Here is a 15,364-nt window from a genome sequence, read left to right on the forward strand (position 1 = left end):
CCACTAAATTTCCCAGCACGATGCCATGCTTATGGCCTAACCCTGAGCGCGGTAAAATGGTTGCCGCCAGTTTAGGATCTGCGATATGGATTGCAATCCCGGTTGGAATTAACTTTGTTTCTCCCGGCTCAATAATTAATGTTTGATCAATACAGGCACGTAAATCCATTCCGGCAGATCCTGCTGTCGCGTGCTCTGGAAGCGGAAATTCATTGCCAATACGGGAATCAAGAATTTTAAGCTCTATTTGTTTCATTATTTTATCTCTTTATTTTTCAAAGCGTATTGCTGGTTTATTATTTCAAGGAGTTGGCTGGCAACCGCTTTTTTATCGGCAAGCGTTATATCAAATCTATCAACGGCAGAAAACACGCTTAACGCATTTTTTTCACTGTTAAAACCCTGCCCCTCTTTTGCAACATCGTTTGCCGCAATTAAATCTACATTTTTACGCTGTAATTTATCTTTTGCATGGGTTTCAACATGTTGTGTTTCTGCTGCAAAAGCAACACAAAATGGGCGCTGGTCATGATTTGATACTTCTGCAATAATATCCGGGTTTCTGATTAATTGAATGGCCAGCTCATCAATACCCTGCTGTTTTTTTATTTTTTGTTCAGCAACCGTCTCTGCTCTGTAATCAGCGACAGCCGCACAGGCGATAAAGATATCGCAGTTGTGGATGTTTGCTAAACTAGCCTGATGCATATCCAGCGCACTAATCACATCGAGCCGGGTAACCCCTTTTGGTGTATCTAACTGCACGGGGCCGCTAATCAGGGTTACATTGGCTCCTATTTTTTGCGCAGCTTCAGCTAATGCAAAGCCCATTTTACCTGAGCTATGGTTACTGATGTAACGTACAGGGTCTAATGCTTCCCGTGTCGGCCCCGCTGTAATAGTGATATTCACTCCGGCTAATAAGCTGTTTTTCACTGCAAAAAAATCGACAACATGGTTAACTAAGTCAGCGGGTTCAAGCATTCTTCCTGGCCCAATATCGCCACAGGCTTGCGGCCCCTCCCCCGGTCCCCAAATCAAAAATCCACGTTCAGCTAACACGCCAATATTTTCCTGCGTTGCATGAGCTTGATACATTTCCATATTCATTGCCGGTGAGACAGCAATAGGCGCAGGCGTTGCTAAACACAAAGTCGGTAATAATTCATCTGCAAATCCAGCACGTAACCGGGCAATCAGATTCGCCGTTGCCGGCGCCAGCAGAACGAGATCCGCCCATTTAGCCAGTTCAATATGCCCCATACTGGATTTAGCACGTGGATCCAGCAAGTCATCAGCAATTTCATGACCGGAAACGGCCTGCATGGTTAACGGAGTGATAAACTCTTTTGCTGCAGCGGTCATAACGATACGCACATCGGCGCCCTGCTCTTTTAAACGGCGCGTCAGTTCTGCACATTTATATGCGGCAATACCACCGGAGATACCAAGTAATATTTTTTTTCCGCTTAAAGTTTGATTAACAGACATTAGAAAATACTCAATATAATAAATAATAAGGTCGATAGGATAACAAAGTAATCAATAAAATGGTGAATAAATCTCCCCCGATTTACAAGCAATTTCCCGCCTGCACTATACTTATTTGAAATCCGATAAAGAATAGTTTATTTCACTTATTCACCTTGGATATTGATGAAGCTCATTCAAACAGAAGTGATAATAAAGGGAAATGTTAGCTCAGAAAATATAACTCATGATTTGTAATCTGATTTAATGGCTGGAATTAATTATCCTATGACAAAATTAAAAGATTGGCCGGATCAGGAAAGACCGCGGGAAAAATTATTGCACAAAGGCACAACCGCGCTTTCTGATGCAGAACTGCTCGCTATTTTCCTGCGTACCGGCTGCAAAGGAGTGGATGTCGTCACCCTTGCTAAACAACTGCTCAGTGAATTTGGTTCATTACATGCCCTATTTGCCGCATCTGAGTCTGATTTCTGTGAAAAGAGAGGCTTAGGTCAGGCAAAATATGTGCAGTTGCAGGCGGTACTGGAGATGTCCATCCGTTATTTACAGGAGCCGTTAAATAAAGGCCAGCCTTTAACCAGTGCCGCACAAACCAAAGCTTTTCTGAGCGCTAAAATGCATGACTTACCCTACGAAGTATTTGCGGCAATATTATTAGATACGCAACATCGGGTGATCCGCTTCCATGAATTTTTCTTTGGTTCAATCGACTCCGCAACAGTACACCCGAGAATTATCGCGCAAAAGGCATTATCCGAAAATGCAGCAGCCATTATTCTGGTTCATAATCATCCTTCAGGCGATCCGCGGGCCAGCGAAGCAGACAAAATAATGACCCGAAAGATAGTTTCTGCGATGCAATTAATCGACGTCCGTGTGTTGGACCATTTTGTCGTTGGACACAAAAAATGTACCTCTTTTGCCGAAAATGGATGGATTTAGAGCCTAAATTAAGAGTTTTGTTGATCTTTCATACTCAATCATGTATAAAATGCGCCCTCGACGCCTTTGGCGACGGCTAAAAAAGGTGTTCGACTATTTTGCTCGAGTAAAACAATTATTTTGGAGAATTACGACATGTCTAGAGTATGTCAAGTTACAGGTAAGCGTCCAGCTACTGGTAATAATGTATCACACGCAAAGAACCGCACACGACGTCGTTTTTTACCTAACCTGCAAACACACCGTTTCTGGGTTGAGAGTGAAAACCGTTTTGTAAAACTACGCTTAACTACTAAAGGTATGCGTATCATCGATAAAAAAGGTATTGATGCAGTATTAGCTGATATCCGTGCCAATGGTGAAAAAGTTTAAGGAGCTTTAAAATGCGCGATAAAATTCGTTTAAATTCAAGTGCTGGTACTGGCCATTTTTATACTACTGATAAAAATAAAAAGACGATGCCTGAAAAATTTGAGATCAAAAAGTTTGATCCTGTAGTACGTAAGCACGTTATGTACAAAGAAGGCAAAATCAAGTAATTTTGATTTAGTCTGAATGAAAAAGCCCGGTTTATACCGGGTTTTTTTATACCTAAAAATTATGTTTTTCTGCTCAGATCCCGCGCTAAAATCAGCGATAAGCCGATCATTTGCAGAAATATAGACCAGTTCCTTAATCTCGATATCTGTTGTTTTAAAACCATCTCCAACTCAGCCAACTCCAAATTCAAAAAATATTTATTATCTATTCTTTCACGGAGTTGATCCTGGTAGTCATTAATCTGCCGATCTAACGTATTGATATTTTGCAGCGACAGGGGCAGACTTTCCTGCTGCAGATGTGTTTTTAATAAGGCTGTAAATTGTTGCCTGATATTATCAGTCAATCCCCCCTGATTTAATAACAGGTACAAGGTTTCCCGCTTGCGCTCAATACCTTCGATTTGTGTCCAGAAAAGATCTATCTCTTTAGCATTGCGCGTCGCCTCGCTGGACAGAATACTAACTTGCTGATCTTTCCCCTCGATAATAAAATGTGTTACCAACGCGGAAGAAATATTAAATAGCAGACCAGTCAAAACCACCAGCCAGGTAGGTAAAGCAAACATAGATTTTCTCCAGAGAGTCAGTACACTGATAAGCTAATGTTAGTTCAAAGAGGAAGTTGTCGTGCCGGAATTGCCTGAAGTAGAAACCAGCCGAAGGGGAATCAGCCCGCATTTAATCAATAAAGCGGTCAAAGATGTTGTCCTGCGCCATACCCAGCTGCGCTGGAAAATACCGCAGGATTTATTATCCCTCCTTGCTGATAATATTTTAATTTCCATAGAGCGCAGGGCTAAATATCTGCTGTTCAACTTTGCTAATGGCACTTTATTAATTCATCTGGGCATGTCTGGCAGTTTACGGATTTGTCCTCTTGCTACCCCGGCAAAAAAACATGACCATGCCGATATCATTTTCGACGACTGTTTATTACGCTTTACTGATCCACGCCGTTTTGGCGCTATTTTATGGTTGGGCTTAACGCCGGAACAATCCCCTCTGCTTTACAAATTAGGCCCGGAGCCCCTCAGCAGTGACTTTACCGCGCAGTATTTATATAAACTCTCCAGAAACCGTAAATTGCCGGTAAAGCAATTTATTATGGATCAAAAAATTGTTACTGGTGTAGGCAATATTTATGCGACTGAAGCGTTATTTAGCAGCGGCATTTCGCCAATAAGAGCTGCGGGTAATATCTCGGAAAAACGTTATCAGGTTTTAGTTGATGCGATTAAAGAAATTTTAACGCAGGCGATACAACAAGGCGGAACGACACTGAAAGATTTTGTCGGAAGTGATGGTAAACCGGGATATTTTCAACAGACGCTGCATGTATACGGTAAAGCGGGCGAAAGTTGCCCCCGCTGCCAAACCGAACTAAAAGCGCTTAAGCTTGCAGCAAGGAACAGCGTTTATTGCCCGAAATGTCAGCGCTAAAGCGAGTGCTTTAACTTTCATTGTTTGGGGGCGAAGGCTTTAGCCTTCTTTCTTTTCCGCCGCAATTAACTGATGATTTGAATTACCCAGCCGATTAACTACTTTGCAGGACTTCGCTTGTAGCAGTATTGGTTTGGTTGCATGCTTTCGCTTGATAGCTAATGGTTTAACTTTTATTGTTGGTATTCCGCCCTTGACGGCGTGTTGCTTTTCTTTGCACAGCCAAAGAAAAGTAACCAAAAGAAAGGCTGCCCGAGCCATTTTTTGATCTTCCCATGCCCACCTGCTTTTTTACGCACCATCTCAGACATTACATCCCTGTACTGGCTGAGATTACAAAAATCCTCCATGATTTTTCTTGCTAAAGCCGTTGTTCATAACAAGAAAAATGGACGGGAGATACTTAGCCGTTTTGGTTTGACATTTTAATTAGTTGAATTGCATATAAAGTAAAAGTATATATCCAACCTTTTTGACTAAACGTAATTCAAACTCATTTAGCTATTTAGACTTAGAAAAACCAGCAAATGAAAAAACGTTTTTATGTTCAAGAGGCATTAATTAGAGACAAGTTTTTGATTCGCTATTTCAGCCTGATATCAATGGATTGATTATTGGTTTTAAATTTGTTGCATTGATTTAAAAATGAAACCGTTATACGAGTAATGCCAAAGCGGCTAGGCAATTTCCGTACGTTTTTCTTGATCAATCAATTCCTTTAGCAAGTGAAAACAGGACGTTTTCACTAGGCTTGGCTCTGCACATGGATGTGCTGTCCAAGCCGATGCGTTAAAAAGGGATTTATTTATCAAGATAAAAAAACGTCTCGGAACGGCACTCTTTTGGTTACTTTTCTCTTGCTGTTGAGAAAAAGTAACCCGCCGTCAAGAGCGGAAGACCAACAATGAAGGTTGCATCTATGCTAACAAGCGAAGGCCTATTAACAAATCAATACTGTTAGGCTCCATCAATATAGTGGAGAAAGGTAATAAAAAGTAAACCTTTCCCTTTGCGGGCTGAAGCCCACGCCCCTTGATGAAAGTTAAATAACCTCCTGCAGAACAGCGGCTTTGCTAAGAGTAGAAAAAGGTAAACCATCAGCTGTTATTATGGGCGTTGTAATTGCTTATTAAGCAGAGCTTCTTTAACGCAAGACGGTGCAAGAGAGCCAATATCACCATCATGTTTAAAGACTTCTTTGACCACAGTTGAAGAGATAAACCCGGTTGCCGCATTGGCCGGTAACAGAAGCGTTTCCAATTCAGGATTTAAGACTTTGTTTACCTGCGCAAGCTGCAGTTCATAATCCGCGTCTGTGCTGCCGCGTATGCCTCTGATCAGCGCCTGGGCATTATGCTCCTTCGCAAAATCAGCTAATAAGCCGGAAAAAGGGATCACTTCAACACCGCTTAAGTGAGCGATTGATTCAGACACCAAATCACAACGCTCAGTTAAATTAAATAGCGGTTTTTTGCTGGTATTAACGGCGACGGCAATAATGACTTTTGCCGCTAATTTACTTGCCCGGGTGATCAGATCAATATGACCTAAGGTAACCGGATCAAATGAACCCGGAAAAACAACTGTTTTCATTTTATTCAGCCACTATCATTGATGCTTAACAACAGCATCATTAATTTTTTTTAAGCCTTCCTGAGCCGAGTCTGCATTCCAGTAAAAACTGTACCAGGGTTCAGGGTTTTCTGCTGAGCGTAAACTTGCCCTTGGGAATTCGAGAGAAATATAGTTGTCATGCATATCATACACTGAAGCGCCTACTTGAGTGTCACTGGCAAGCCAGACAATAATCAATGCGACAAAAGGATAAACAAAAAACAATTTAAACATAATTAACTCCCTTTATTATGTACAGGTATTTTCTTTTAAGAAAATAAAAACATTGTACAAGAAAACAAGCCTACCTATTTTATTTAAAATCAATTCTGCTGGGAAACCTATTCTCCGGCAAATCTAACTAAAATCGACCTTTTCTTTTGATTGTTTGAAGATAGCCGCAGATAAAAAGCTTAAAAATTCATCGCCACTGCGATCATCTATCCATTTCCCGTCCTTATAATCATAATGATGACCATTCTCCAGCGTTGCCAACCAAATCTGGTGCAGAGGTTGCTGACGATTAATAATCAATTTGCTCCGGTTTTCAAACTCAAGCGTTAGCAGGCCGCCATTCTGATCATAATCTACATCCGCACCGGATTCCTCGATACACTCTTCGATATTTTGGTAAAGCTGATCAGCTAATTGCAGAAATTCACTATCATTCACATTACTTCCCCTTTGCTTTTGAACAATGAAATGCGATTATATACACAAACTGCTTAAAGGTGCAGAAATCTGTATAGGTAAGGAGTAATAACTTCCTTGTTAATACGGCGTGAAAACAACGCATTGGGAAAAGCATGAAAAGTATTAAGTTATTAATTACAAACCTGCTTTTTGTCAGTTTATTAGCAGGCTGTGGCATGAGTGGACCACTTTATAGGACCCCAAAACCGGCGCCTGCTGCTGAACAGCAAAATACAGCACCTGAAGAAGTACAATCTTCGCGCGAACTTCTTGATAGCGACGCAATAAAAGCCTCCGCAAGCGAATAAGAGAAACAGTTTTTAAGCTGAAATTCTCTTTGTAATACATTAATTTATAAAATAGTTAAGTAAATAACAAGGATTTGAAATTGGATCACTTTAATTATCAAAATGATGGCCGTCTTTTTGTTGAAGGATTACCTGTACAGCAGGTAATTGAAAAAGCGGGGACACCAGCTTATATCTATTCGCGTGCCACCATAGAGCGTCACTGGCAGGCTTTTGATCACGCTGCAGGCAAGCACCCCCATCTTATCTGTTACGCAGTTAAAGCAAACTCTAATTTGGCCGTATTAAATCTGATGGCGCGTATGGGCTCCGGTTTTGATATTGTTTCTGTCGGTGAGCTGATGCGTGTTATTCAAGCCGGTGGCGATCCTAAAAAAGTGGTTTTTTCCGGCGTAGGTAAAACAGAAGCTGAAATATCTGCCGCATTACAGGCGAACATTCTCTGCTTTAATGTTGAATCGATTTCCGAGCTTTACCGGATTAATGCCGTTGCTAAAGAGCTGAATGTTAAAGCACCGATTTCAATCCGTATTAACCCGAATATTGATGCCGGCACGCATCCTTATATATCAACAGGTTTAAAAGAAAACAAATTCGGTATTGAGATAGAAAAAGCATCAGAGGTTTATCAAATCGTCCAGGAACTTGAGTTTCTGGAAGTCAAAGGTGTCGATTGCCATATCGGTTCTCAGTTAACAGAAATAGCCCCCTTTATTGAAGCATTAGATAAATTGTTAATCTTAATTGATCAGCTTGCGGAGCAGGGTATCACCATCTCCCATCTGGATCTGGGCGGCGGTTTAGGCGTGCCTTATGACAAAGAAACACCGCCGGAGCCGACTGAATATATGACTGCAATCATTAACAGAATGGCAGGCAGAAAGCTTAAACTTATTTTTGAACCCGGCCGCGCTATTATGGCAAATGCGGGTGTGCTGGTAACCAAAGTTGAATTTTTAAAACTTAATGATCACAAAAATTTTGCGATTGTCGATGCGGCCATGAACGACTTAATTCGTCCCGCGTTATACAGCGCATGGCAGAATATTATTCCACTTAATAAGAACCATAATGACGGCAAAGATCGCCCTGTACGCAGCTATGATATTGTCGGCCCTATTTGTGAAACAGGTGACTTTTTAGGTAAAGAGCGTCAGCTTGCTCTGGCTGAAGGTGATCATCTGGTTATCCGAAGCGCAGGGGCATACGGCGCCACCATGAGCTCAAATTACAACTCGCGTTGCCGGGCTGCGGAAATATTAGTCGATGGCGAAAAAGCTTTCGTGGTACGGGAGCGTGAAGAGCTTAAAGACTTATGGCGTGGCGAGCACGTTTTACCTGAGTAATTTTTTACATGATGCTGTTGGCGTCTGCTAGACTATCTGAGTGAAGTTAAACAACGAGAAATAATGAATATTCAATTTTCTAAAATGCATGGATTAGGTAATGACTTTCTGGTCATTGATAACGTAACGCAAAATGTCTTTCTTTCTAAAGATGCGATCCGCCGTTTGGCGGATCGTAATTTTGGTGTTGGTTTTGACCAATTATTAATGATTGAACCTCCTTATGATCCTGAGTTGGATTTTCATTACCGTATTTTTAACGCTGATGGCAGTGAAGTAGAGCAATGCGGTAATGGCGCGCGTTGTTTTGCCCGTTTTGTTAAAATGAAAGGGTTAACGCAAAAGCGGGTGATTAATGTCAGTACTGCCAATGGTAAAATTCAGCTTAAAATTGAACAAGATGGCAATATCACAGTGGACATGGGTAAGCCCATTTTAGAGCCCGCCAAAATTCCTTTTATTGCCAAAAAAGAGGAAAAAACATACATACTGCGGGTTGAAGATCACACCGTTATGTGCGGTGCAGTTTCTATGGGTAATCCACACTGTGTGGTATTAGTGGATGATGTTGATACCGCGCCGGTAGATACCTTAGGTCCTTTACTGGAAAATCATGAGCGTTTTCCGAATAAAGTGAATGTCGGTTTTTTACAAATACTAAGCCGGGACAGCGCGCGCTTAAGGGTTTGGGAAAGAGGTGTAGGTGAAACCCTGGCCTGTGGTACAGGTGCCTGTGCGGCTGCCGTAATTGGTCAATTACAGGATAAACTGAATACTCACTGCACTATTGAACTGCCCGGCGGTAAGCTGCGCTTTTTTTGGCAACCGGGACAAAGCGTGCGAATGAGCGGTCCTGCGGAATTTGTCTTTGATGGACAAATTCAAATCTAAACTCCATTATTAACAAGTTATGCGAAATAGTGTTGTTTTTCTGTTTTTAAGAAAAATAACACTTTTTATTTTCTCTACGATAATAATGGTATCACTATGTCCGCTTTACAGCCCCTTATCGATAACTATTTAAATCATATCGCCAGCCAGCGCGGTTTAAGTCCGGTAACCATTACCAACTACCGACGCAATTTAATGGAATTTGTGGTTCTGTTAAAGGAAAAAAAGATAACCTCCTGGACAGAATTAGACAGCCATATTGTGCGCTTAATGGTGAAAGATCTGCATAAAAACGGCCTGAAAGCCCGCTCTATCGCCACCAAACTTTCCGCACTGCGATCTTTTTTAGACTATTTGGTACAGTTTGATATTTTAACCAGCAACCCGGCAAAGGGAATATCTGCCCCTAAACTTGATAAACCGTTGCCAAAAAATATCTCCGTTGACGATATGTTTCAACTGCTTGATATTGATGAAAAAGATCCGCTAAGCATTCGTGATCAATGCATGATGGAGCTAATGTACTCTTCCGGACTGCGCCTCAGTGAGTTGGTAAACATTGACTTACAGGATGTTAAGTTATCTGCAAAAGAGGTAATGGTCACAGGTAAAGGCAGTAAACAACGATTATTACCTATTACCGAGAAAGCAGTTGTTACCCTTAAAGGCTGGCTAAAAATACGCACTGAATTTTGTAATCCGGGTGAAAAAGCCCTCTTCGTATCCAAGCAAAAACAAAGAATATCGACGCGTAATGTCCAGGCCAGAATGGAAAAATGGGGATTGAAGCAAGCCTTACCAAGTCATATTAATCCGCACAAGCTGCGCCATTCATTCGCCACCCATATGCTCGAATCAAGCGGTAACCTGCGTGCAGTACAGACATTATTGGGCCATGCGGATTTAGCCACTACTCAGGTCTACACCCACCTTGATTTCCAGCATTTATCAAAAATTTATGATCAGGCACACCCGCGGGCCAAACGTAAAAAATAACCAGTCAGGATAGATTTTTATGAAATACTACCGAGCAATGAAACCTTTTAAAGCAATCAGTTTTGATCTGGATGATACCCTGTACGACAATCATCCGGTAATCGAAAAAGCCAATCAGTCGATTATTAAACACCTCAACGCTACCTACCCTGAACTGGCAGAATTAACAGAACACCAGTGGTCGTTATACAAAGAGATTGAAGCGACAGAGTTTCCGGAAGTTAAACATGATGTTTCTTTATGGCGAATTAAAACACTTACCAGGATTATGATTATTTATGGCATTCCGGAAGTTAAGGCAATTGAATATGCCCGCCATGCCTTTACAGAGTTTTTAAAGCTGCGCAGTGACTTTGTAGTACCGCAGGAAAGTTTACAACTATTGGAAAAGTTAGCGGAAAGTGTTCCTGTGATTGCCATAACTAATGGTAATGTTGATGAGTTTCAAATCCAACTTCATGATAAATTTAAATTTATTCTAAAAGCAGGCAATGGTTTTAAATCCAAACCGGAGGCCGACCTGTTTATTGAAGCAGCCCGGCGTCTGCACATTGAAGTCAGCGATATTCTGCATGTTGGTGATCACCTGATCAGTGATGTCTACGGAGCGCAAAACAACGGCGCGCAGGCTGTCTGGTTTAATCCCAATAAACAATCTCTCAATGGTGCAATGTTATTACCAACGGTTGAAATCAGCCGTTTAGATCAATTATATAAACTGCTATAATTCCCGCTATTACTGAATAAATAAACAGGTTTATTGTTATGGATGTCTCTTACTTACTTGATGGTTTAAATGATCACCAGCGTGCCGCAGTTTCTGCACCCGAGCAAAACATGTTAGTGTTAGCCGGCGCAGGCAGCGGTAAAACACGGGTGCTGACCCATCGTATTGCATGGCTAATGCAGGTAGAGAACATTCCAACATTCGCTATTCTGGCAGTAACTTTTACCAACAAAGCAGCGAAAGAGATGCGCGGACGTATTGCTGAAATTTGTCCGCATCATATCGGCGGCATGTGGATAGGGACTTTCCATGGTATTGCCCACCGTTTATTACGCCTGCATCATCATGAAGCAGGTCTGCCAGAGCAGTTTCAGATAATTGATAGCGATGATCAGCAAAAGATGATCAAACGTATTATCAAAACTCTTAATTTAGATGAAAAATACTATCCGGCCAAAGAGCTGCAGTGGTATATCAACGATAAAAAAGATGAAGGGCTGCGGGCAAAGCATATCCAGGTAGGTTACAGCCTGCAGGAAAAACAGCGCCTGCAGGTTTATCAGGCTTACGAAGAAGCCTGCCAACTCGCCGGGCTGGTTGATTTTGCAGAATTATTATTACGTGCCCACGAGTTATTATTAAATAACCCGGCACTGTTATTACACTATCAACAACGATTCCGTCATGTCCTGGTTGATGAGTTTCAGGATACCAATAAACTGCAGTATGCCTGGTTAAATCTGCTTACTGATAACAATAACTATCTGACCATTGTCGGCGATGACGATCAGTCAATATACGGATGGCGTGGTGCTGATATTGAAAATATTCAACGTTTTTTAAAGGAAAAAATCAACCCGGTCACGGTGCGTTTGGAGCAGAACTACCGCTCTACCGGACATATATTAAATGCCTCTAACCATCTGATAAAAAATAACAAGGACCGCCTGGGTAAAGAATTGTGGACCAGCGGCGACGATGGCCAGAGCATTGCCATTTACAGTGCGTTTAATGATTACGATGAAACACGTTACGTCACCTCACAGCTGCAGGCATGGCAAAATAGCGGTAAAAAACTTGCGGAGTGCGCCATTTTATACCGCAGCAATGCGCAATCCCGCCTCTTTGAAGAACAGTTAATGGCGCAGCAGATCCCTTACCATATCTACGGGGGGCAGCGATTTTTTGACCGTTTAGAGATAAAAGACAGTGTCGCTTATCTGCGTCTGATGAATAATCATCAGGATGATGCGGCTTTTGAACGTATTATCAATAAACCTAAACGTAAAATCGGCAACACCACCCTGGATAAAATTCGACTTTGTGCCCGCGAGCAGGGTTATACCATGTGGCAGGCGAGCTTGTATTTAATTGAGCAGAAACAATTGAGTGCGGGGGCAAAAAATTCATTATCCGGTTTTATCGAATTAATAAACCGTTTTAAAACAGAAACCTCGGAGTTGCCTCTTTTTCAGATTGTCGATCATGTAATAGCCCATTCCGGTCTGCACAGTATGTTTGAAAATGAAAAAGGTGAAAAATCCCGTAGCCGTATCGAAAACTTACAGGAGCTGGTTTCTGCAACAAAATCATTTGTTATTCCGGAAGAAGAGCAGGATATGGATGAGCTTACCGCATTTCTTGCTTATGCGGCATTGGAGTCTGGCGACAATCAGGCTGACGAGTTTGAAGATGCGGTACAGTTAATGACCATGCACGCGGCCAAAGGGCTAGAGTTCCCGCAGGTGTTTATGGTCGGTGTAGAAGAAGGTATGTTCCCCGGACAGCAATCTGCTGAGGACGAAGTACGTTTAGCAGAAGAGCGTCGCCTTTGCTATGTCGGTATGACACGGGCGATGCAGAAGCTGACGCTTTGCCATGCGGAAAGCCGCCGTTTATACGGACAGGAAAAATTTCACTCACCATCGCGTTTTATCAGCGAACTGCCGGAACAGGATATTGAGTATATCCGCCTTAAAACGCAGGTACGGAGAATGCAGCCGCCAAAAATTAGTCCGCCGGCGTTTACCGCTGAAAGCCAGAATGATTTGGGATTTACCCTGGGTCAACAGGTAAAACATCCCAAATTTGGAGAAGGTACTATCACGGCGCAAGAAGGCAGCGGGGAGAACAGCCGCTTGCAGGTGCATTTTATGGGTGTCGGAAGCAAATGGTTAATGACCGCTTACGCGCGTTTAGAAGCGGTATAAGTAACTGATCTTAATCATCTTGGAAAAACAGACAATAAAATGACATAAAAAAGACAAAAACAAACCACTTTTTGTTCTGAAATTTGAAAAGCTTAACTAGACTTTACATATTGCTTTCAACAATACTGAAAAATCACTGATTCGATGGGTGATTCGATGATAGCTTCAGTATTAATAATGCTCTGAAATAATCATATAGAGGAGTTTGTTATGCACTTCAAACCCATTAAAGACTTTCTTTCCTACGTCGAGGAGTGTCATAAGGCACTTGCTTCCCTTTACCACCGGCTTAGCCTCGAATCGACTGATGATAAAGTAAAATTGTTCCTCGATTTTGTAAGGAATAAAGAGCAGCTATCCTACCTGCACCTTCAGGAATACACTAAAGTCGCTCCGCAAAGTTTATTGGAAACCTGGTTAGATAATATGTTTGATCAAAGTTTCCCGATGAAGTGTGAGCAGATGAAATTACAGGAAGAGCTATCAATTGATGATGTTGTTGCTTTGGCAATGAACTTTGACATACAACTTATAGAGTTAATGCAGACAGCAGCCTTTAATTCAACGACGATAGAGGCCGAAATAGCGCTTGAAAATTTAGCCAGCCAAGAGGAAGAAACGCTGCATCAGGTCATAATGGCCAGTAATGAATTTGAATATATGTAATCCGCTATTAATTTGAAGAAAGACGGAAAATCAATTTCCGTTTTTCAAAGCTAAACCACAGCCGCGCCTCCCCTGTCTTCGCTAGCATAACAAATATCTATACCCATGATACTTCAAGATGCAAAGTCAGCAAGGTCAATTGTGCCGAGATGCCAGACATAAAATTGAAGTCTAGTTATTCTACAGGGAGATTTTATAACAAAGCAGATTGGTGCAATTTCCCTTGCCCTACGGGGCGCGAGCTCGAAAACCAGTTCTGCGTTGCACCAATCGAAAAGGGAGTAACCATTACTTCATGTTGCGCCTTGCTCTGATTTCCAAGCTCGTGCCTGACAAAGCATTTTGAAGTAACATGGGTATAGAGCACCATGTAATTTAAAACACGAACACCAGAGCAGACTGAAAATCGCTCGGGCAAGGCGCGTTGGCGAAGGAATAGAGATCTCTTTCGAGCTGGCGCAACGCAGAATGAGCGATTTTTAGGCGCTCCCGAAGGGCAAGGCCCAAATGGGTTTTGTGATTGCTCAAAACAGATCGCAAGGTTTCCAGGCTCCCGTAATGGGTAATTCTAAAGAGCAGCAAGCATACTTATTTGCTAGACTATCCCCCCCACAAAAGGAGAAAGTAAGTTATGCCGAGTATCGATGAATATGATGTGAAGATGTTAACGCTGTTACAGGAAAATGGCCGCCTGACCAATCAAGAGCTTAGTGAAATGGTAGGTTTATCACCTTCGCAATGTTCACGCCGCCGCATTAGCTTAGAACAGCAACAGCTTATTTTAGGCTATCACGCCCGCATAGCACCAAAGGCGCTCAAACAGGAGATTATGGCAATGGTGGAGGTGAAACTCACCAACCATGAGAATGAAATGGCAGCAAATTTTCAGCACTTTGTTGCCAATGAACCAACCATCATCGATGCCTACAAAAATACTGGTGACGCGGATTATTTGCTTAAAATGGTAGTGGAAGATCTCCCCTGCTTAAACGATCTGATTTCACGCTTGTTTCAAACCAAATTAATTTCCCATATTAAGACTTCGATTGTACTGGATCGCATTAAAGAAAGCGGTATTGCCACTATCTGTTAGCGCAGGATCGCTAAAGCAGACGACAAATCGCTCAGGCCAGGCCTGTTAGCGAAGCAATAGAAAACTCTTTCAAGCTGGCACAGCGCAAAATGAGCGATTGTTGGCTTCGCCCTTCGGGAGCGGCCAAATGGTCGCATACTGCGTTAAGTTTTCTATTTAGACCCGCTAGATCTTCATACACTTTCCTCACCTGCGACCATTTTGGCTCTCGCAGGCACTGCTTTTTTAACGACATCACAGGCTAGTCCACATTATATTTACCTGTCATTCCGCACCTAAATAATTATTAAGATTCAGAACAAAATAGTGATCTGAGTTTCACAATTCTCAGATATTAGAAAAAAAATAAAAAAACGATTGACCCCGATCTCTCTTTTTGATCTATTACTCTCTTTTGAAAGA

At 42.0% G+C, this 15,364-nt stretch carries 19 protein-coding genes; 12 read left to right on the forward strand and 7 right to left on the reverse strand.

The window, feature by feature from the left end:
• On the reverse strand, positions 1-259 hold a 259-nt coding region (gene dut, locus ABZA00_RS11685; protein WP_372882360.1), incomplete at its 3' end, for a dUTP diphosphatase.
• Positions 256-1,491 (reverse strand): bifunctional phosphopantothenoylcysteine decarboxylase/phosphopantothenate--cysteine ligase CoaBC, encoded by a 1,236-nt coding sequence (gene coaBC, locus ABZA00_RS11690; RefSeq protein WP_372882344.1) that lies wholly within the window; start codon positions 1,489-1,491, stop codon positions 256-258. The genes dut and coaBC, both read right to left, overlap by 4 nt.
• A 267-nt stretch (positions 1,492-1,758) precedes the next feature.
• On the opposite strand from coaBC, the gene radC reads away from it, so the two are divergent.
• The 3 genes from radC (at position 1,759) to rpmG (ending at position 2,975) form a co-directional block, all read left to right on the forward strand.
• On the forward strand, positions 1,759-2,436 hold the full coding sequence (gene radC, locus ABZA00_RS11695; protein WP_372882345.1) for a DNA repair protein RadC: 678 nt from the start codon (positions 1,759-1,761) through the stop codon (positions 2,434-2,436).
• Positions 2,437-2,571: 135 nt separating this feature from the next.
• Positions 2,572-2,808: a 50S ribosomal protein L28 gene (gene rpmB, locus ABZA00_RS11700; protein ID WP_028864636.1), complete on the forward strand. Its 237-nt coding sequence runs from the start codon at positions 2,572-2,574 to the stop codon at positions 2,806-2,808.
• 11 nt (positions 2,809-2,819) lie between these two features.
• Positions 2,820-2,975: a 50S ribosomal protein L33 gene (rpmG, locus tag ABZA00_RS11705; protein WP_011768487.1), complete on the forward strand. Its 156-nt coding sequence runs from the start codon at positions 2,820-2,822 to the stop codon at positions 2,973-2,975.
• Between the two features lie 59 nt (positions 2,976-3,034).
• On the opposite strand, the gene ABZA00_RS11710 is transcribed toward rpmG, so the two are convergent.
• Complete coding sequence (locus ABZA00_RS11710) at positions 3,035-3,544, reverse strand: hypothetical protein (RefSeq protein ID WP_372882346.1); 510 nt, start codon at positions 3,542-3,544, stop codon at positions 3,035-3,037.
• Positions 3,545-3,605: 61 nt separating this feature from the next.
• On the opposite strand from ABZA00_RS11710, the gene mutM reads away from it, so the two are divergent.
• Positions 3,606-4,418 (forward strand): bifunctional DNA-formamidopyrimidine glycosylase/DNA-(apurinic or apyrimidinic site) lyase, encoded by an 813-nt coding sequence (gene mutM, locus ABZA00_RS11715; protein ID WP_372882347.1) that lies wholly within the window; start codon positions 3,606-3,608, stop codon positions 4,416-4,418.
• A gap of 39 nt (positions 4,419-4,457) precedes the next feature.
• On the opposite strand, the gene ABZA00_RS11720 is transcribed toward mutM, so the two are convergent.
• From ABZA00_RS11720 to cyaY, 4 genes are all read right to left on the reverse strand, one after another.
• Positions 4,458-4,679: a hypothetical protein gene (locus ABZA00_RS11720; protein WP_372882348.1), complete on the reverse strand. Its 222-nt coding sequence runs from the start codon at positions 4,677-4,679 to the stop codon at positions 4,458-4,460.
• Between the two features lie 846 nt (positions 4,680-5,525).
• Positions 5,526-6,011 (reverse strand): pantetheine-phosphate adenylyltransferase, encoded by a 486-nt coding sequence (coaD, locus tag ABZA00_RS11725; protein ID WP_372882349.1) that lies wholly within the window; start codon positions 6,009-6,011, stop codon positions 5,526-5,528.
• A 15-nt stretch (positions 6,012-6,026) separates the two neighbouring features.
• On the reverse strand, positions 6,027-6,266 hold the full coding sequence (locus tag ABZA00_RS11730; protein WP_372882350.1) for a hypothetical protein: 240 nt from the start codon (positions 6,264-6,266) through the stop codon (positions 6,027-6,029).
• A 123-nt stretch (positions 6,267-6,389) separates the two neighbouring features.
• Positions 6,390-6,704, reverse strand: a complete 315-nt coding sequence (cyaY, locus tag ABZA00_RS11735; protein ID WP_372882351.1) for an iron donor protein CyaY — start codon at positions 6,702-6,704, stop codon at positions 6,390-6,392.
• 134 nt (positions 6,705-6,838) lie between these two features.
• Here cyaY and ABZA00_RS11740 point away from each other — a divergent pair, with 134 nt between their 5' ends.
• The 8 genes from ABZA00_RS11740 to ABZA00_RS11775 all read left to right on the forward strand — a co-directional run bounded on the left by ABZA00_RS11740 (position 6,839) and on the right by ABZA00_RS11775 (position 14,962).
• Positions 6,839-7,033, forward strand: coding sequence for a lipoprotein (locus ABZA00_RS11740; protein ID WP_372882352.1), 195 nt, complete (start codon positions 6,839-6,841; stop codon positions 7,031-7,033).
• Positions 7,034-7,113: 80 nt separating this feature from the next.
• Positions 7,114-8,379, forward strand: a complete 1,266-nt coding sequence (gene lysA, locus ABZA00_RS11745) for a diaminopimelate decarboxylase (protein ID WP_372882353.1) — start codon at positions 7,114-7,116, stop codon at positions 8,377-8,379.
• 63 nt (positions 8,380-8,442) lie between these two features.
• The gene (gene dapF / locus ABZA00_RS11750) at positions 8,443-9,270 is read left to right on the forward strand and encodes a diaminopimelate epimerase (RefSeq protein WP_372882354.1); all 828 of its coding nucleotides are present in this window, start codon (positions 8,443-8,445) and stop codon (positions 9,268-9,270) included.
• Between the two features lie 96 nt (positions 9,271-9,366).
• The gene (xerC, locus tag ABZA00_RS11755) at positions 9,367-10,266 is read left to right on the forward strand and encodes a tyrosine recombinase XerC (RefSeq protein ID WP_372882355.1); all 900 of its coding nucleotides are present in this window, start codon (positions 9,367-9,369) and stop codon (positions 10,264-10,266) included.
• Between the two features lie 19 nt (positions 10,267-10,285).
• Complete coding sequence (locus ABZA00_RS11760) at positions 10,286-10,993, forward strand: HAD-IA family hydrolase (RefSeq protein ID WP_372882356.1); 708 nt, start codon at positions 10,286-10,288, stop codon at positions 10,991-10,993.
• Positions 10,994-11,031: 38 nt separating this feature from the next.
• On the forward strand, positions 11,032-13,203 hold the full coding sequence (gene uvrD / locus ABZA00_RS11765; protein ID WP_372882357.1) for a DNA helicase II: 2,172 nt from the start codon (positions 11,032-11,034) through the stop codon (positions 13,201-13,203).
• 210 nt (positions 13,204-13,413) lie between these two features.
• Positions 13,414-13,869 carry a hypothetical protein gene (locus tag ABZA00_RS11770; RefSeq protein ID WP_372882358.1) on the forward strand — a complete coding sequence of 152 codons (456 nt, stop codon included), beginning with the start codon at positions 13,414-13,416 and terminating at the stop codon, positions 13,867-13,869.
• 631 nt (positions 13,870-14,500) lie between these two features.
• Positions 14,501-14,962, forward strand: a complete 462-nt coding sequence (locus tag ABZA00_RS11775; protein WP_372882359.1) for an Lrp/AsnC family transcriptional regulator — start codon at positions 14,501-14,503, stop codon at positions 14,960-14,962.
• The last annotated feature ends 402 nt before the right edge of the window (positions 14,963-15,364 follow it).

The organism is Psychromonas sp. (assembly GCF_041586535.1).
In the GTDB taxonomy this organism is placed as follows: Bacteria; Pseudomonadota; Gammaproteobacteria; order Enterobacterales; family Psychromonadaceae; genus Psychromonas.